Origin of the sequence: Streptococcus sp. HMSC10A01, assembly GCF_001807785.1 — a bacterium.
In the GTDB taxonomy this organism is placed as follows: Bacteria; Bacillota; Bacilli; order Lactobacillales; family Streptococcaceae; genus Streptococcus; species Streptococcus gordonii.
On record NZ_KV790966.1, the window covers coordinates 19,272 to 34,413 of the forward strand.

Sequence of the window (15,142 nt, forward strand, 5' to 3'; positions counted from 1 at the left end):
GGAAATCAGTCACAATGGCAAACGTAAAATTATTTGACCAAACTGGTAAAGAAGCTGGTGAAGTAGTTCTGAACGATGCGATCTTTGGTATTGAACCAAACGAATCAGTTGTCTTTGATGTTATCATCAGCCAACGCGCTAGCCTTCGTCAAGGAACTCACGCTGTTAAAAACCGTTCTGCAGTATCAGGCGGCGGACGCAAACCATGGCGTCAAAAAGGAACTGGACGTGCTCGTCAAGGTTCTATCCGCTCTCCACAATGGCGTGGTGGTGGTGTCGTGTTCGGCCCAACTCCTCGTTCATATGCTTACAAACTTCCACGTAAAGTTCGTAGATTAGCGCTTAAATCAGTTTACTCTGAAAAAGTTGCTGAAAACAAATTCGTAGCTGTAGACAGCCTTTCATTTACAGCTCCAAAAACTGCTGAGTTTGCAAAAGTGCTTGCTGCACTAAGCATCGACACAAAAGTACTTGTTATTCTTGAAGAAGGAAACGAATTCGCTGCACTTTCAGCACGTAACCTTCCAAATGTTAAGGTTGCAACTGCAACAACAGCAAGTGTTCTTGATATCGTAAACAGCGACAAACTTCTTGTTACTCAAGCAGCTATCTCTAAAATTGAGGAGGTTCTTGCATAATGAATTTGTATGACGTTATCAAAAAACCTGTCATCACTGAAAGCTCAATGGCTCAGCTTGAAGCAGGAAAATATGTATTTGAAGTTGACACTCGCGCTCACAAACTTTTGATTAAGCAAGCTGTTGAAGCTGCTTTTGAAGGAGTTAAAGTTGCTAACGTTAACACTATCAATGTAAAACCAAAAGCAAAACGTGTTGGACGTTACACTGGTTTTACTAACAAAACTAAAAAAGCTATCATCACTTTAACAGCTGATTCTAAAGCAATCGAGTTGTTTGGTGCTGAAGCAGAATAATCTAAGGAGGATATATCGTGGGAATTCGTGTTTATAAACCAACAACAAACGGTCGCCGTAATATGACTTCTTTGGATTTTGCTGAAATCACTACCAGCACTCCAGAAAAATCTTTGCTTGTTTCATTGAAGAGCAAGGCTGGTCGTAACAACAACGGTCGCATCACTGTTCGTCACCAAGGTGGCGGTCACAAGCGCCACTACCGTTTGATCGACTTCAAACGTAACAAAGACGCTGTTGAAGCAGTTGTAAAAACAATCGAGTATGATCCAAATCGTTCAGCTAACATTGCTTTGGTTCACTACACTGACGGTGTGAAAGCTTATATCATCGCTCCTAAAGGTCTTGAAGTTGGTCAACGCATCGTTTCAGGTCCTGAAGCAGATATCAAAGTCGGAAATGCTCTTCCACTTGCTAACATCCCAGTTGGTACTTTGATTCACAATATCGAGTTAAAACCAGGTCGTGGTGGTGAATTAGTTCGTGCTGCTGGAGCTTCTGCTCAAGTATTGGGTCAAGAAGGTAAGTACACACTTGTCCGTCTTCAATCTGGTGAAGTTCGTATGATTCTTGGTACTTGTCGCGCTACAGTTGGTGTTGTCGGAAATGAACAACATGGACTTGTAAACCTTGGTAAAGCAGGACGTAACCGTTGGAAAGGTATCCGCCCAACAGTTCGTGGTTCTGTAATGAACCCTAACGATCACCCACACGGTGGTGGTGAAGGTAAAGCACCAGTTGGTCGTAAAGCGCCATCTACTCCATGGGGCAAACCTGCTCTTGGACTTAAAACTCGTAACAAAAAAGCGAAATCTGACAAACTTATCGTTCGTCGTCGCAACGAGAAATAATCTAAAACAATCTATCCGCCAGCTCGGTAGCGCTGCTTAGTCAGCGCAGGCCGCTGTGGTACTTATTTTAAAGGAGAAAATATATAATGGGACGCAGTCTTAAAAAAGGACCTTTCGTCGATGAGCATTTAATGAAAAAAGTTGAAGCTCAAGCTAACGACGAAAAGAAAAAAGTTATCAAAACTTGGTCACGTCGTTCAACGATCTTCCCAAGTTTCATTGGTTACACAATCGCAGTTTATGACGGACGTAAACACGTACCTGTTTACATCCAAGAAGACATGGTAGGTCACAAACTTGGTGAATTTGCACCAACACGTACTTACAAAGGTCACGCTGCAGACGACAAGAAAACACGTAGAAAATAAGGAGAACATAAATGGCAGAAATTACTTCAGCTAAAGCAATGGCTCGTACAGTGCGTGTTTCACCTCGTAAATCTCGTCTTATTCTTGACAACATTCGTGGTAAAAACGTCGCTGACGCAATCGCAATCTTGAAATTCACTCCAAACAAAGCTGCTGGTATTATCGAAAAAGTATTGAACTCTGCAATCGCTAATGCTGAAAACAACTTTGGTTTGGAAAAAGCTAACTTGGTAGTATCTGAAGCTTTCGCAAACGAAGGACCAACTATGAAACGTTTCCGTCCGCGCGCTAAAGGTTCAGCTTCACCAATCAACAAACGCACAAGCCACATCACTGTGGTAGTTGCAGAAAAATAAGGAGGTAACATCGTGGGTCAAAAAGTACATCCAATTGGTATGCGTGTCGGCATCATCCGTGATTGGGATGCCAAATGGTATGCTGAAAAAGAATACGCGGATTACCTTCATGAAGATCTTGCAATCCGTAAATTCGTTCAAAAAGAATTGGCTGACGCAGCAGTTTCAACTATTGAAATTGAACGCGCAGTAAACAAAGTTAACGTTTCTCTTCACACTGCTAAGCCAGGTATGGTTATCGGTAAAGGTGGAGCAAATGTTGATGCACTCCGTGCAAAACTTAACAAATTGACAGGTAAACAAGTTCACATCAACATCATTGAAATCAAATCTCCAGATTTGGATGCTCATCTTGTTGGTGAAGGAATCGCTCGTCAATTAGAGCAACGTGTCGCTTTCCGTCGTGCTCAAAAACAAGCTATCCAACGTACTATGCGTGCAGGTGCAAAAGGAATCAAAACTCAAGTATCAGGTCGTTTGAACGGTGCAGATATTGCTCGTAGCGAAGGATACTCAGAAGGAACTGTTCCTCTTCACACACTTCGTGCGGATATCGATTACGCTTGGGAAGAAGCAGATACTACTTACGGTAAACTTGGTGTTAAAGTATGGATCTACCGTGGTGAAATTCTTCCAGCTCGTAAAAACACTAAAGGAGGTAAATAACCAATGTTAGTACCTAAACGTGTTAAACACCGTCGCGAATTCCGTGGAAAAATGCGCGGTGAAGCTAAAGGTGGAAAAGAAGTAGCATTTGGAGAATATGGTCTTCAAGCAACTACTAGCCACTGGATCACTAACCGCCAAATCGAAGCTGCCCGTATCGCTATGACTCGTTACATGAAACGTGGTGGTAAAGTTTGGATTAAGATTTTCCCACACAAATCATACACTGCAAAAGCTATCGGTGTACGTATGGGATCTGGTAAAGGGGCTCCTGAAGGTTGGGTAGCACCAGTTAAACGTGGTAAAGTGATGTTTGAAGTTGCTGGCGTTTCTGAAGAAATTGCTCGTGAAGCACTTCGTCTTGCAAGCCACAAGTTACCAGTTAAATGTAAGTTCGTGAAACGTGAAGCAGAATAAGGAGAAGACATGAAACTTAATGAAGTAAAAGAATTTGTTAAAGAACTTCGTGGTCTTTCTCAAGAAGAACTCGCGAAGCGTGAAAATGAATTGAAGAAAGAATTGTTTGAACTTCGTTTCCAAGCAGCTGCCGGTCAATTAGAGCAAACTGCTCGTTTGAAAGAAGTGAAAAAACAAATCGCTCGTATCAAAACAGTTCAATCAGAAGTTAAATAATAGACTAGGGAAGGAGAATTTCAATGGAACGCAATAATCGTAAAGTTCTTGTCGGACGCGTTGTTTCTGACAAAATGGACAAAACAATCACAGTTGTAGTTGAAACTAAACGTAACCACCCAGTCTATGGTAAACGTATTAACTACTCTAAGAAGTACAAAGCACATGATGAAAACAATGTTGCCAAAGAAGGCGATATCGTTCGTATCATGGAAACTCGTCCGCTTTCAGCTACAAAACGCTTCCGTCTTGTAGAAGTTGTTGAAGAAGCGGTAATCATCTAATCAAACCAGAAAGGAGAAAACTTAAATGATTCAAACAGAAACTCGTTTGAAAGTTGCCGATAACAGTGGTGCTCGCGAAATCCTGACAATCAAAGTTCTTGGTGGTTCAGGACGTAAGTTCGCTAACATCGGTGATGTGATCGTTGCATCTGTAAAACAAGCTACTCCTGGTGGTGCGGTTAAAAAAGGTGACGTTGTAAAAGCTGTTATCGTTCGTACTAAATCAGGTGCTCGTCGTAAAGATGGTTCATACATCAAATTTGACGAAAATGCTGCGGTAATTATCCGTGAAGACAAAACTCCTCGCGGAACTCGTATCTTCGGTCCTGTTGCACGTGAATTGCGTGACGGTGGCTTCATGAAGATCGTTTCACTTGCCCCAGAAGTACTTTAATCGAAAAAACAAACTAGTCCCCTGGATTTATCCAGGGTGCCCATTCAGGGCGTAAGAAATCAAAGGAGAACCCAATGTTTGTAAAAAAAGGCGACAAAGTTCGTGTTATTGCTGGTAAAGATAAGGGTGTTGAAGCTCTTGTCGTAACAGCTCTTCCAAAAGTTAACAAAGTTGTTGTTGAAGGTGTAAACATCGTTAAAAAACACCAAAAACCTAACAATGAACACCCTCAAGGTGCTATCGTGGAAAAAGAAGCACCAATCCATGTTTCAAACGTTCAAGTTTTGGATAAAAATGGAGTTGCAGGACGTGTTGGCTACAAGTTTGTAGACGGCAAAAAAGTTCGTTATAACAAAAAATCAGGCGAAGTGCTTGACTAATCACGAAGGAAAGGAGAAGTATAATGGCAAATCGTTTAAAAGAAAAATATCTTAAAGAAGTAGTTCCTGCTTTGACTGAAAAGTTCAACTACTCATCTGTTATGGCTGTGCCAAAAGTGGATAAAATCGTTTTGAACATGGGTGTCGGTGACGCTGTGTCAAACGCTAAAAACCTTGAAAAAGCTGCTGAAGAATTGGCACTTATCTCAGGTCAAAAACCACTTATCACTAAAGCTAAAAAATCAATCGCCGGCTTCCGTCTTCGTGAAGGTGTAGCGATCGGTGCTAAAGTAACCCTTCGTGGCGAACGTATGTATGAATTCTTGGATAAATTGGTTTCAGTTTCTCTTCCACGTGTCCGTGATTTCCATGGTGTTCCAACAAAATCTTTTGATGGACGCGGAAACTACACACTTGGTGTGAAAGAACAACTGATCTTCCCAGAAATCAATTTTGATGACGTTGATAAGACTCGTGGTCTTGACATCGTTATCGTAACAACTGCTAACACTGACGAAGAGTCACGCGAATTGCTTACAGGCCTTGGAATGCCTTTTGCAAAATAATATAGGAGGTAAAACAAATGGCTAAAAAATCAATGATTGCTAAGAACAAACGCCCAGCTAAGTTCTCTACGCAAGCTTATACTCGTTGTGAAAAATGTGGCCGTCCACATTCTGTATACCGCAAGTTTAAACTTTGCCGTGTTTGCTTCCGTGAATTAGCATACAAAGGACAAATTCCTGGCGTTACCAAAGCATCTTGGTAATATGATGATACAAAGAGCGTAACAACCGCAGCAAAAATAGGAAATTTGGTGAAGGAGCGATGCTTCAAAACAAATTTATCTTTTTTGCCCAGGTTGTAGCTCGTGTTCAAATAAAAGGTTATCTTATTTGAATGTATCAGTACTATCTGAGCGTAGCTCAATCATTAACTAGCAAGTGCAACTTGCAAACTACTAGTAAGAGGAGAAATAAAAAATGGTTATGACTGACCCAATTGCAGACTTTTTGACACGCATTCGTAATGCTAATCAAGCAAACCATGAAGTGCTTGAAGTACCTGCATCAAATATTAAAAAAGGGATTGCAGAAATCCTTAAACGCGAAGGTTTTGTAAAAAACGTTGAATTTATCGAAGATGACAAACAAGGCATCATCCGTGTATTCCTTAAATACGGACAAAATGGTGAAAAAGTTATCACAGGTTTAAAACGTGTTTCTAAACCAGGACTTCGTGTTTACAAAAAACGTGAAGATCTTCCAAAAGTATTAAACGGACTTGGAATTGCTATCCTTTCAACTTCTGAAGGTTTGCTTACTGATAAAGAAGCACGCCAAAAGAATGTTGGTGGAGAAGTTATCGCTTACGTTTGGTAATTGATGATGTGAGAGCGTTAAAAGAATGAGTGAAATAGGAAGTTTGTAGCAGGAGCGATGCTCCAAGACAAACTTATCTTTTTCACCAAATTCTTAGCTCGAACTCAAATCAGATACACAGTTCTTAGAGCGTGTTCAATTTAGCTGTTGAACTCAAGAAGTATCTTTAACCCCGTGAAAACTGGCCGTCATGGTCTGACAATTTAACAGGAGAAAATAAACATGTCACGTATTGGTAATAAAGTTATCGTGTTGCCTGCTGGTGTTGAAATCACTAACAATGGCAACGTTGTAACTGTAAAAGGACCTAAAGGAGAACTTACTCGTGAGTTCTCAAAAGATATTGAAATCCGTGTGGAAGGTACTGAAGTGACACTTCACCGTCCAAACGATTCAAAAGAAATGAAAACTATCCACGGTACTACTCGTGCCCTTTTGAACAACATGGTTGTTGGTGTTTCAGAAGGATTCAAGAAAGAACTTGAAATGCGTGGGGTTGGTTACCGTGCACAACTTCAAGGAAAGAAACTTGTCTTGGCTGTTGGTAAATCTCATCCAGACGAAGTTGAAGCTCCAGAAGGAATTACTTTTGAACTTCCAAATCCAACGACTATCGTTATCAGCGGAATTTCAAAAGAAGCTGTTGGTCAAACAGCTGCTTACGTTCGTAGCTTGCGTGCTCCAGAACCATATAAAGGTAAAGGTATCCGCTACGTTGGTGAATTTGTTCGCCGTAAAGAAGGTAAAACTGGTAAATAATGTGATTCGGTTGATTTTCAACCCTATCCCTTGTTTCCAACTTTGTGCTTAAGCACATGATTAATATTAAGAGGTGAAAATTGTGATTACGAAACCAGATAAAAACAAAGTCCGCCAAAAACGCCACCGTCGTGTTCGCGGAAAACTCTCTGGAACTGCTGATCGCCCACGTTTGAACGTATTCCGTTCTAATACAGGCATCTACGCTCAAGTGATTGATGACGTAGCGGGTGTAACGCTCGCAAGCGCTTCAACTCTTGACAAAGAAGTTTCAAAAGGAACTAAGACTGAACAAGCCGTTGTTGTTGGTAAACTCGTTGCTGAACGTGCAGTTGCTAAAGGTATTTCTGAAGTGGTGTTTGACCGCGGTGGATATCTCTATCACGGACGTGTAAAAGCTTTGGCTGATGCAGCTCGTGAAAACGGATTGAAATTCTAATAGGGAGGACACTAGAAAATGGCATTTAAAGACAATGCAGTTGAACTTGAAGAACGCGTAGTTGCGATTAACCGTGTTACTAAAGTTGTTAAAGGTGGACGTCGTCTTCGTTTTGCAGCTCTTGTAGTTGTCGGTGACCGCAATGGTCGTGTAGGCTTCGGTACTGGTAAAGCTCAAGAAGTACCAGAAGCTATTCGCAAGGCAGTTGAAGATGCGAAGAAAAACTTGATTGAAGTACCAATGGTCGGCACAACAATTCCTCACGAAGTTCTTTCAGAATTTGGTGGAGCTAAAGTATTGTTGAAACCAGCTGTAGAAGGTTCTGGAGTTGCTGCTGGCGGTGCTGTTCGTGCCGTTATCGAATTGGCAGGTGTGGCAGATGTAACATCTAAATCACTTGGTTCTAACACTCCAATCAACATTGTTCGTGCAACTGTTGAAGGTTTGAAACAATTAAAACGCGCTGAAGAAGTTGCTGCCCTTCGTGGTATTTCAGTTTCTGACTTGGCATAAGAAAGGGGATCACATGGCTCAAATTAAAATTACTTTGACTAAGTCTCCAATCGGACGCATTCCGTCACAACGCAAAACTGTTGTAGCACTTGGACTTGGCAAATTGAACAGCTCAGTTATTAAAGAAGATAATCCAGCGGTACGTGGTATGATTACTGCAGTATCTCACTTGGTAACTGTTGAAGAAGTTAAATAAGCTTTGCTAGTTTAACAACTTTGAATTTAAAATACATTAGGGGATGGGTTTTTCTCAGCCCCTAAAACTAAATATATGTATAGGCGAGTTTGTATAGGAGGCACCTTTTCTCCTATATGAGCGCTAGCATTTTACAAAAGAGGAGAAATTAAATAATGAAACTTCATGAATTACAACCTGCTACAGGTTCTCGTAAAGTCCGTAACCGTGTTGGTCGTGGTACTTCATCTGGTAACGGTAAGACAGCTGGCCGTGGTCAAAAAGGTCAAAAAGCTCGTAGCGGTGGCGGTGTTCGTCTTGGTTTTGAAGGTGGACAAACTCCATTGTTCCGTCGTCTTCCAAAACGTGGTTTCTTGAACGTAAACCGCAAAGAGTATGCTATTGTTAACCTTGATCAGTTGAATGCTTTTGAAGACGGTGCAGAAGTAACACCAGTTGTGCTTGTTGAATCAGGTATTGTAAAAGCTGAAAAATCTGGCGTTAAAATTCTTGGTAACGGAGAATTGACAAAGAAATTGACTGTTAAAGCAGCTAAATTCTCTAAATCTGCTGAAGAAGCTATCACTGCTAAAGGTGGTTCAGTGGAAGTCATCTAAGAGAGGTGACCTATGTTTTTCAAACTATTAAAAGACGCATTTAAGATTAAGCAAGTACGCTCTAAGATTTTATTTACAATTTTTATTATCTTAGTTTTTCGTATTGGTACTACAATCACTGTTCCTGGTGTAAATGCAAAAAGTTTAGAAGCCTTAAGTGGCTTGTCATTTCTGAACATGCTAAGCTTGGTGTCAGGTAATGCCATGAAAAACTTTTCAGTATTTGCGCTAGGGGTGAGCCCTTATATCACTGCTTCCATCGTGGTGCAACTCCTTCAAATGGACTTGTTACCGAAGTTTGTTGAATGGGGTAAACAGGGTGAAGTAGGTCGTAGAAAGTTAAATCAAGCAACACGCTATATTTCCTTAGCACTTGCTTTTGTACAATCTATCGGTATTACTGCTGGTTTTAATGCCTTGTCTAGCACTAAACTAGTTGCGGCACCTAACTGGCAAACCTATCTATTCATTGGGGCTATCTTAACAACTGGATCAATGATTGTTGTTTGGCTCGGTGAACAAATTACTGATAAGGGCTATGGAAATGGTGTATCTATGATTATCTTTGCCGGGATTGTTGCATCAATTCCAGAGATGGTTAAAGGTATTTATGAAGATTATTTTGTCAATGTACCGAGTGACAGATTGCAATCTTCAATCATCTTTGTAGCTTGTTTGATTGTAGCGGTTTTACTTATTGTCTACTTTACAACTTACGTACAACAAGCAGAATACAAAATCCCAATCCAATATACAAAGATTGCCCAAGGTGCTCCTTCCAGTTCATATCTTCCTTTGAAGGTCAATCCAGCAGGAGTTATTCCGGTAATCTTTGCAAGTTCAATCACTGCCGCGCCGGCAGCTGTTCTACAGTTTTTAAGCGCATCTGGTAATGATTGGGGATGGGTTCGTACAGCTCAGTCTTTGCTTGCGACAACAACACCAACAGGTATTGCTATGTATGCTTTGCTGATTATTCTGTTTACATTCTTCTATACCTTTGTACAGATTAATCCAGAAAAAGCAGCTGAAAATCTACAAAAGAGCGGTGCCTACATTCCAGGAGTACGTCCAGGAAAAGGGACTGAGCAATTTATGTCGAAACTACTTCGCCGATTGGCTACTGTTGGTTCATTATTCCTAGGTTTTATTTCAATCATCCCAATCATTGCAAAAGACTTATTTGGTTTATCAGATACAGTCGCTTTGGGAGGTACCAGTCTTTTGATCATTATTGCCACTGGTATCGAAGGAATGAAACAATTGGAAGGATATTTACTGAAGAGAAAATATACCGGCTTTATGAATACAACAACAAAATAGAAATAGGTTGACTTAGTCAGCCTTCTATTTTGTTTTTGGATAAGTTTATTAACCGGTTTAATAGATTTATGGAAAAACAAAAAAGGAGAATCAACATGAATCTTTTGATTATGGGCTTACCTGGTGCAGGTAAGGGAACTCAAGCAGCGAAAATCGTTGAAAAATTTAAGGTAGCACATATTTCTACAGGTGATATGTTCCGCGCTGCAATAGCTAATCAAACTGAGATGGGCGTGCTCGCTAAATCATATATTGACAAAGGTGAACTTGTTCCGGATGAAGTTACCAATGGAATTGTAAAAGAACGTTTGTCTCAAGAAGATATTAAAGAAACAGGCTTCCTTTTGGACGGCTATCCTCGTACTATTGATCAAGCCCACGCTTTAGATGCTATTTTAAAAGATCTTGGCATTGATCTTGATGGTGTCATCAATATTGAAGTGGATCCAAGTTGCCTCTTAGAGCGTTTAAGTGGAAGAATCATTCACCGTCAAACAGGCGAAACTTTCCATAAGGTCTTCAATCCACCAGCAAACTACAATGAAGAAGATTATTACCAAAGGGAAGACGATAAACCTGAAACAGTTAAGCGCCGTTTGGATGTAAATATTGCTCAAGGTGAACCTATTTTAGCACACTACAGAGAACTAAAATTAGTCCATGATATCCAAGGTAATCAAGATATTAATGATGTATTTTCAGATATCGAAAAAGTCTTGGAAAAATTGAAATAAAAGCGTTTTTCACGCTTGCAATATTTGACAAGTAGTGATACAATGAATTAGTCTGACTTATAATTGTTACCTCTGTGTCCAGAGGTGATGAATCAAAATTTAGGGAGGTACTTTTGCGTGGCAAAAGATGATGTGATCGAAGTCGAAGGCAAGGTAATTGATACTATGCCAAACGCAATGTTTACGGTTGAACTTGAAAATGGACATCAGATTTTAGCAACAGTTTCTGGTAAAATTCGTAAAAACTATATTCGTATTTTAGCGGGAGACCGTGTTACTGTCGAAATGAGTCCGTATGATTTGACTCGTGGACGGATCACCTACCGCTTTAAATAATGGAAAAACTTGGAGGATTAAGAAATGAAAGTAAGACCATCGGTCAAACCAATTTGCGAATACTGCAAAGTTATTCGTCGTAATGGTCGTGTTATGGTTATTTGCCCTGCAAATCCAAAACACAAACAACGTCAAGGTTAATTAGAAAGGAGAAAACATGGCTCGTATTGCTGGAGTTGATATTCCAAATGACAAACGTGTAGTCGTATCACTTACTTACGTATATGGTATCGGTCTTCCAACATCTAAGAAGATCCTAGCTGCTGCTGGAGTTTCTGAAGACGTTCGTGTAAAAGACTTGACACCTGATCAAGAAGACGCTATCCGTCGTGAAGTGGATGCGATCAAAGTTGAAGGTGACCTTCGCCGTGAAGTAAACCTAAACATCAAACGTTTGATGGAAATCGGTTCATATCGTGGAATCCGTCATCGTCGTGGACTTCCTGTTCGTGGACAAAACACTAAAAATAACGCTCGCACTCGTAAAGGTAAAGCTGTTGCGATTGCTGGTAAGAAAAAATAATATAAGGAGGTAAAAAGTCTTGGCTAAACCAACGCGTAAACGTCGTGTGAAGAAAAATATCGAATCTGGTATTGCACATATTCACGCTACATTTAATAACACTATTGTTATGATTACTGATGTGCATGGTAATGCGATTGCTTGGTCATCTGCTGGTGCTCTTGGTTTCAAAGGTTCTCGTAAATCTACACCATTTGCTGCCCAAATGGCATCTGAAGCAGCTGCTAAATCTGCACAAGAACACGGTCTTAAATCAGTTGAAGTTACTGTAAAAGGTCCAGGTTCTGGTCGTGAGTCAGCTATTCGTGCTCTTGCTGCCGCTGGTCTTGAAGTAACAGCTATTCGTGATGTGACTCCTGTACCACACAATGGTGCTCGTCCTCCAAAACGTCGCCGTGTATAATCACCAACAATTACACTGCTTTTCGTTTAAGAGGGAGTTAACTAAATGATTGAGTTTGAAAAACCAAATATAACAAAAATTGATGAAAATAAAGATTATGGCAAGTTTGTAGTAGAACCGCTTGAACGTGGTTATGGTACAACTCTTGGGAACTCACTTCGTCGTGTCTTGTTGGCTTCATTACCAGGAGCAGCAGTTACTTCTATCAATATTGAAGGAGTATTGCACGAGTTTGATACTATCCCAGGCGTACGTGAAGATGTTATGCAAATTATTCTTAACATCAAAGGTATTGCTGTAAAATCTTACGTCCAAGACGAAAAGATGATTGAACTTGATGTTGAAGGTCCTGCAGAAATTACTGCTGGAGACATTTTGACAGATAGCGATATCGAAATTGTAAACCCAGATCATTATCTCTTTACAATCGGTGAGGGAGCACGCTTTAAAGCAGTCATGACTGTCAACAGTGGTCGTGGTTATGTTCCGGCTGATCAAAATAAACGTGATGATGCACCTGTGGGAACACTCGCTGTAGATTCCATCTATACGCCAGTGACAAAAGTTAATTACCAAGTTGAGCCAGCTCGTGTTGGTAGCAATGATGGTTTTGACAAACTAACCCTTGAAATTATGACAAATGGAACAATCATTCCAGAAGACGCACTTGGTCTTTCAGCGCGTATCTTGACTGAACATTTGGATCTCTTTACTGATCTTACTGAGGTGGCTAAAGCAACTGATGTGATGAAAGAAGTAGACAAGAGCTCAGATGACCATGTTTTGGAACGCACAATTGAAGAACTTGATTTGTCTGTTCGCTCTTATAACTGTTTGAAACGTGCTGGTATTAACACAGTTTACGATTTGACAGAAAAAACTGAGCCTGAAATGATGAAAGTTCGGAACCTTGGTCGTAAGAGTCTTGAAGAAGTTAAAATTAAACTGACAGATTTAGGTCTAGGGTTAAAAAACGATAAATAAAGGAGGAATACATGGCTTACCGTAAATTAGGACGCACTAGCTCACAACGTAAAGCAATGCTTCGTGATTTGACTACTGACTTGATTATCAACGAATCAATCGTAACAACAGAAGCTCGTGCGAAAGAAATCCGTAAAACAGTTGAAAAAATGATTACATTGGGTAAACGTGGTGACTTGCATGCTCGTCGTCAAGCAGCTGCATTTGTTCGTAACGAAATTGCATCAGAAAACTATGATGAAGCAACTGAGAAATACACTTCAACAACTGCACTTCAAAAATTGTTCTCTGAATTAGCACCTCGTTATGCAGAACGCAATGGTGGATATACTCGTATCCTTAAAACTGAACCACGTCGTGGAGATGCTGCTCCGATGGCAATCATCGAATTAGTATAAGATCATCAATCTTTGTTGAGTGTTATGATGATGGAATAGATGCTCTATTCTTAGTCTAGCTCTGGTCTACCGCTAGGATTTTTCCTAGCGGGAACACTCATCATATAGTGAGATGATAGGTAGACGCTTGTTTACGAAATTGTTTTTTTAATCAAAAAAACAATTTCGTAAGCAGGCGTTTTTGCTTGAATATAGGAAAAAAATAGAATTTTTGTTATAATACTCTAATACAAAGAATGATTATTTTGAAAATCTCCCTAAGCTTCCTTTCAAAGAATGTTGAAACCGGTAGGAGCTAGAAAATAAAATAAAGCTAAGTTCTATCGGAGCTTTATTTTTCAACAAATAAACAATAAAGATAAATTATAGGAATTAAAAATGACTAATGCAATACAGCTATTAAAAGATCGATATTTAAAAAATATTAAAGAAAATCCAACTATCTATGTAGGTATTGAATTGGAATTTCCTATTGTAAATTGTCAGGGAGAAGCAACTGATATAAATATAGCTAAGAACTTGCTAAAGCGTCTTATTGATCAGCATTCCTTTGAAGTGGAGAAGTTCGATAGAGCTGGAAACCCGATTCAGATAAAGTCTAAAGAAAACGAAGATAGAATTCTATTTGAAGTTTCATACAATACTTTAGAATTTGCGTTTGAAAAAGCTACAAAGATTCAAGAAGTTGAGGAGCGATTCACAGAATATTTAAGTGTTATCCAATCCATTTTGGGTGAAGACGACCATGAACTACAAGGAAAAGGGATTCATCCTTTTTGGGATAAAAATGATAATAGTCCGGTTCAATCGCCTCGCTATGAAATGTTAATGCAGTATTTGTCAATGAGTAAGACGCTAGAATTAAAAACTCTGCATTCTTATCCTGAATATGGAGCGTTTATCTGTGGGAATCAAATTCAACTGGATGTTTCTAAAGAAAACTTTATAAGTGTTATCAATGTTTTTAATCAAATTGAAGCAGCCAAAGCATATCTTTTTGCCAATTCTGAATTTCCGAATTCTTCTTGGGATACAAAAATAGCTCGAGATACTTTTTGGGAACAATCCATGCATGGGATCTTACAAGAAAATGCGGGCGTCAATCTAAAAGATTTCAAAAACAAAGATGAGTTTTTCACCTATCTTAGTAAATCTGCAATTTTCACAGCTAAAAGAGGCGCTCAAGAATACTATTTTTATCCAATTCCAGCAATTGACTATTTAAGTTATAAAAAGATTGAAGCATATAATCTATCAGGTGAAACTGTAGAAATAACACCGAAGCAAGAAGATTTTGAAAATCATAGAAGTTATCAGTATCAAGATTTAACAACAAGAGGGACTGTCGAGTTTAGAAGTGTTTGCGCACAGTCTTTTGATAAAACGTTTGTTTCTGCTGCTTTCCATCTCGGTATTCTAGCTAATTTAGATAATGTACAAAAATATCTACAGGAAGCTGACTTTTTTAAAGAGGAGGGACGTGATTATAAACAGTTAAGACAAAAATTTTCCAAAAAAGAAATTAGCGGAAGTGCGAAAACTCATGTTCGTAACTTCGCAAATGACTTGATTCAATTGGCAATAGCTGGTCTAGTAGTTCGAAACAACGGTGAAGACTCCTATCTAAAGGATTTGATAGTCTAAGAAAAGAATCGGAATAAAAAAAAGATAAAAAAAGTTAAAAAAAGTA

General features: G+C 39.5%; 28 protein-coding genes. All 28 read left to right on the top strand.

Going from position 1 to position 15,142, the window contains the following annotated elements:
• The first annotated feature begins 14 nt into the window (after positions 1-14).
• The 28 genes from rplD to HMPREF3108_RS03360 all read left to right on the top strand — a co-directional run bounded on the left by rplD (position 15) and on the right by HMPREF3108_RS03360 (position 15,096).
• A complete protein-coding gene (gene rplD, locus HMPREF3108_RS03230; protein ID WP_008809909.1) occupies positions 15-638 on the top strand; it encodes a 50S ribosomal protein L4 in 624 nt (207 codons plus the stop codon).
• The gene (locus HMPREF3108_RS03235; protein WP_008809908.1) at positions 638-934 is read left to right on the top strand and encodes a 50S ribosomal protein L23; all 297 of its coding nucleotides are present in this window, start codon (positions 638-640) and stop codon (positions 932-934) included. Before rplD ends, HMPREF3108_RS03235 begins: the two co-directional genes overlap by 1 nt.
• Before the next feature lie 17 nt (positions 935-951).
• Positions 952-1,785, top strand: coding sequence for a 50S ribosomal protein L2 (gene rplB / locus HMPREF3108_RS03240; RefSeq protein WP_008809907.1), 834 nt, complete (start codon positions 952-954; stop codon positions 1,783-1,785).
• An 86-nt stretch (positions 1,786-1,871) separates the two neighbouring features.
• Entirely contained in the window at positions 1,872-2,153 is a 282-nt protein-coding gene (gene rpsS, locus HMPREF3108_RS03245; RefSeq protein WP_000533766.1) for a 30S ribosomal protein S19, read from the top strand.
• 11 nt (positions 2,154-2,164) lie between these two features.
• Positions 2,165-2,509 carry a 50S ribosomal protein L22 gene (gene rplV, locus HMPREF3108_RS03250; RefSeq protein ID WP_008809906.1) on the top strand — a complete coding sequence of 115 codons (345 nt, stop codon included), beginning with the start codon at positions 2,165-2,167 and terminating at the stop codon, positions 2,507-2,509.
• A gap of 12 nt (positions 2,510-2,521) precedes the next feature.
• Positions 2,522-3,175 (top strand): 30S ribosomal protein S3, encoded by a 654-nt coding sequence (gene rpsC / locus HMPREF3108_RS03255; RefSeq protein WP_008809905.1) that lies wholly within the window; start codon positions 2,522-2,524, stop codon positions 3,173-3,175.
• A 3-nt stretch (positions 3,176-3,178) separates the two neighbouring features.
• Positions 3,179-3,592, top strand: a complete 414-nt coding sequence (gene rplP / locus HMPREF3108_RS03260) for a 50S ribosomal protein L16 (protein WP_000960948.1) — start codon at positions 3,179-3,181, stop codon at positions 3,590-3,592.
• A 9-nt stretch (positions 3,593-3,601) separates the two neighbouring features.
• A complete protein-coding gene (gene rpmC / locus HMPREF3108_RS03265; protein WP_003071328.1) occupies positions 3,602-3,808 on the top strand; it encodes a 50S ribosomal protein L29 in 207 nt (68 codons plus the stop codon).
• Between the two features lie 23 nt (positions 3,809-3,831).
• Positions 3,832-4,092: a 30S ribosomal protein S17 gene (gene rpsQ / locus HMPREF3108_RS03270; protein ID WP_000440801.1), complete on the top strand. Its 261-nt coding sequence runs from the start codon at positions 3,832-3,834 to the stop codon at positions 4,090-4,092.
• Between the two features lie 25 nt (positions 4,093-4,117).
• Complete coding sequence (gene rplN, locus HMPREF3108_RS03275) at positions 4,118-4,486, top strand: 50S ribosomal protein L14 (protein ID WP_002894494.1); 369 nt, start codon at positions 4,118-4,120, stop codon at positions 4,484-4,486.
• A gap of 74 nt (positions 4,487-4,560) precedes the next feature.
• Positions 4,561-4,866, top strand: coding sequence for a 50S ribosomal protein L24 (gene rplX, locus HMPREF3108_RS03280; RefSeq protein ID WP_008809903.1), 306 nt, complete (start codon positions 4,561-4,563; stop codon positions 4,864-4,866).
• A gap of 23 nt (positions 4,867-4,889) precedes the next feature.
• Positions 4,890-5,432 carry a 50S ribosomal protein L5 gene (gene rplE / locus HMPREF3108_RS03285; protein ID WP_002894499.1) on the top strand — a complete coding sequence of 181 codons (543 nt, stop codon included), beginning with the start codon at positions 4,890-4,892 and terminating at the stop codon, positions 5,430-5,432.
• 17 nt (positions 5,433-5,449) lie between these two features.
• Positions 5,450-5,635: a type Z 30S ribosomal protein S14 gene (locus HMPREF3108_RS03290; protein ID WP_001085697.1), complete on the top strand. Its 186-nt coding sequence runs from the start codon at positions 5,450-5,452 to the stop codon at positions 5,633-5,635.
• A 214-nt stretch (positions 5,636-5,849) separates the two neighbouring features.
• Positions 5,850-6,248, top strand: coding sequence for a 30S ribosomal protein S8 (gene rpsH, locus HMPREF3108_RS03295; RefSeq protein ID WP_008809901.1), 399 nt, complete (start codon positions 5,850-5,852; stop codon positions 6,246-6,248).
• Positions 6,249-6,470: 222 nt separating this feature from the next.
• A complete protein-coding gene (rplF, locus tag HMPREF3108_RS03300; RefSeq protein ID WP_045504549.1) occupies positions 6,471-7,007 on the top strand; it encodes a 50S ribosomal protein L6 in 537 nt (178 codons plus the stop codon).
• A gap of 82 nt (positions 7,008-7,089) precedes the next feature.
• Entirely contained in the window at positions 7,090-7,446 is a 357-nt protein-coding gene (rplR, locus tag HMPREF3108_RS03305; RefSeq protein WP_005592009.1) for a 50S ribosomal protein L18, read from the top strand.
• 18 nt (positions 7,447-7,464) lie between these two features.
• Positions 7,465-7,959: a 30S ribosomal protein S5 gene (rpsE, locus tag HMPREF3108_RS03310; protein ID WP_006269137.1), complete on the top strand. Its 495-nt coding sequence runs from the start codon at positions 7,465-7,467 to the stop codon at positions 7,957-7,959.
• 13 nt (positions 7,960-7,972) lie between these two features.
• Positions 7,973-8,155 carry a 50S ribosomal protein L30 gene (gene rpmD / locus HMPREF3108_RS03315; protein WP_002894509.1) on the top strand — a complete coding sequence of 61 codons (183 nt, stop codon included), beginning with the start codon at positions 7,973-7,975 and terminating at the stop codon, positions 8,153-8,155.
• A gap of 155 nt (positions 8,156-8,310) precedes the next feature.
• Entirely contained in the window at positions 8,311-8,751 is a 441-nt protein-coding gene (gene rplO, locus HMPREF3108_RS03320; protein WP_045504546.1) for a 50S ribosomal protein L15, read from the top strand.
• Positions 8,752-8,763: 12 nt separating this feature from the next.
• Positions 8,764-10,074 carry a preprotein translocase subunit SecY gene (gene secY, locus HMPREF3108_RS03325; RefSeq protein ID WP_045504544.1) on the top strand — a complete coding sequence of 437 codons (1,311 nt, stop codon included), beginning with the start codon at positions 8,764-8,766 and terminating at the stop codon, positions 10,072-10,074.
• 95 nt (positions 10,075-10,169) lie between these two features.
• Complete coding sequence (locus tag HMPREF3108_RS03330) at positions 10,170-10,808, top strand: adenylate kinase (RefSeq protein WP_060554199.1); 639 nt, start codon at positions 10,170-10,172, stop codon at positions 10,806-10,808.
• A gap of 117 nt (positions 10,809-10,925) precedes the next feature.
• A complete protein-coding gene (gene infA / locus HMPREF3108_RS03335; protein ID WP_008809895.1) occupies positions 10,926-11,144 on the top strand; it encodes a translation initiation factor IF-1 in 219 nt (72 codons plus the stop codon).
• Between the two features lie 24 nt (positions 11,145-11,168).
• Complete coding sequence (gene rpmJ / locus HMPREF3108_RS10450; RefSeq protein WP_001808836.1) at positions 11,169-11,285, top strand: 50S ribosomal protein L36; 117 nt, start codon at positions 11,169-11,171, stop codon at positions 11,283-11,285.
• Between the two features lie 16 nt (positions 11,286-11,301).
• Positions 11,302-11,667, top strand: a complete 366-nt coding sequence (gene rpsM / locus HMPREF3108_RS03340) for a 30S ribosomal protein S13 (protein WP_008809894.1) — start codon at positions 11,302-11,304, stop codon at positions 11,665-11,667.
• Positions 11,668-11,686: 19 nt separating this feature from the next.
• Positions 11,687-12,070, top strand: coding sequence for a 30S ribosomal protein S11 (gene rpsK, locus HMPREF3108_RS03345; protein ID WP_001118385.1), 384 nt, complete (start codon positions 11,687-11,689; stop codon positions 12,068-12,070).
• A gap of 45 nt (positions 12,071-12,115) precedes the next feature.
• Positions 12,116-13,054, top strand: coding sequence for a DNA-directed RNA polymerase subunit alpha (locus tag HMPREF3108_RS03350; RefSeq protein ID WP_012130959.1), 939 nt, complete (start codon positions 12,116-12,118; stop codon positions 13,052-13,054).
• An 11-nt stretch (positions 13,055-13,065) separates the two neighbouring features.
• The gene (rplQ, locus tag HMPREF3108_RS03355; RefSeq protein ID WP_008809892.1) at positions 13,066-13,452 is read left to right on the top strand and encodes a 50S ribosomal protein L17; all 387 of its coding nucleotides are present in this window, start codon (positions 13,066-13,068) and stop codon (positions 13,450-13,452) included.
• Between the two features lie 378 nt (positions 13,453-13,830).
• The gene (locus HMPREF3108_RS03360) at positions 13,831-15,096 is read left to right on the top strand and encodes a gamma-glutamylcysteine synthetase (RefSeq protein ID WP_048775603.1); all 1,266 of its coding nucleotides are present in this window, start codon (positions 13,831-13,833) and stop codon (positions 15,094-15,096) included.
• The last annotated feature ends 46 nt before the right edge of the window (positions 15,097-15,142 follow it).

Bases quoted from the DNA above. Each gene is read 5' to 3' on its own strand.
- rplD (WP_008809909.1), top strand. From the start codon at position 15: ATGGCAAACGTAAAATTATTTGACCAAACTGGTAAAGAAGCTGGTGAA.
- HMPREF3108_RS03235 (WP_008809908.1), top strand. From the start codon at position 638: ATGAATTTGTATGACGTTATCAAAAAACCTGTCATCACTGAAAGCTCA.
- rpsS (WP_000533766.1), top strand. From the start codon at position 1,872: ATGGGACGCAGTCTTAAAAAAGGACCTTTCGTCGATGAGCATTTAATG.
- rplV (WP_008809906.1), top strand. From the start codon at position 2,165: ATGGCAGAAATTACTTCAGCTAAAGCAATGGCTCGTACAGTGCGTGTT.
- rplP (WP_000960948.1), top strand. From the start codon at position 3,179: ATGTTAGTACCTAAACGTGTTAAACACCGTCGCGAATTCCGTGGAAAA.
- rpmC (WP_003071328.1), top strand. From the start codon at position 3,602: ATGAAACTTAATGAAGTAAAAGAATTTGTTAAAGAACTTCGTGGTCTT.
- rpsQ (WP_000440801.1), top strand. From the start codon at position 3,832: ATGGAACGCAATAATCGTAAAGTTCTTGTCGGACGCGTTGTTTCTGAC.
- rplN (WP_002894494.1), top strand. From the start codon at position 4,118: ATGATTCAAACAGAAACTCGTTTGAAAGTTGCCGATAACAGTGGTGCT.
- rplX (WP_008809903.1), top strand. From the start codon at position 4,561: ATGTTTGTAAAAAAAGGCGACAAAGTTCGTGTTATTGCTGGTAAAGAT.
- rplE (WP_002894499.1), top strand. From the start codon at position 4,890: ATGGCAAATCGTTTAAAAGAAAAATATCTTAAAGAAGTAGTTCCTGCT.
- HMPREF3108_RS03290 (WP_001085697.1), top strand. From the start codon at position 5,450: ATGGCTAAAAAATCAATGATTGCTAAGAACAAACGCCCAGCTAAGTTC.
- rpsH (WP_008809901.1), top strand. From the start codon at position 5,850: ATGGTTATGACTGACCCAATTGCAGACTTTTTGACACGCATTCGTAAT.
- rplF (WP_045504549.1), top strand. From the start codon at position 6,471: ATGTCACGTATTGGTAATAAAGTTATCGTGTTGCCTGCTGGTGTTGAA.
- rpsE (WP_006269137.1), top strand. From the start codon at position 7,465: ATGGCATTTAAAGACAATGCAGTTGAACTTGAAGAACGCGTAGTTGCG.
- rpmD (WP_002894509.1), top strand. From the start codon at position 7,973: ATGGCTCAAATTAAAATTACTTTGACTAAGTCTCCAATCGGACGCATT.
- rplO (WP_045504546.1), top strand. From the start codon at position 8,311: ATGAAACTTCATGAATTACAACCTGCTACAGGTTCTCGTAAAGTCCGT.
- secY (WP_045504544.1), top strand. From the start codon at position 8,764: ATGTTTTTCAAACTATTAAAAGACGCATTTAAGATTAAGCAAGTACGC.
- HMPREF3108_RS03330 (WP_060554199.1), top strand. From the start codon at position 10,170: ATGAATCTTTTGATTATGGGCTTACCTGGTGCAGGTAAGGGAACTCAA.
- rpmJ (WP_001808836.1), top strand. From the start codon at position 11,169: ATGAAAGTAAGACCATCGGTCAAACCAATTTGCGAATACTGCAAAGTT.
- rpsM (WP_008809894.1), top strand. From the start codon at position 11,302: ATGGCTCGTATTGCTGGAGTTGATATTCCAAATGACAAACGTGTAGTC.
- HMPREF3108_RS03350 (WP_012130959.1), top strand. From the start codon at position 12,116: ATGATTGAGTTTGAAAAACCAAATATAACAAAAATTGATGAAAATAAA.
- rplQ (WP_008809892.1), top strand. From the start codon at position 13,066: ATGGCTTACCGTAAATTAGGACGCACTAGCTCACAACGTAAAGCAATG.
- HMPREF3108_RS03360 (WP_048775603.1), top strand. From the start codon at position 13,831: ATGACTAATGCAATACAGCTATTAAAAGATCGATATTTAAAAAATATT.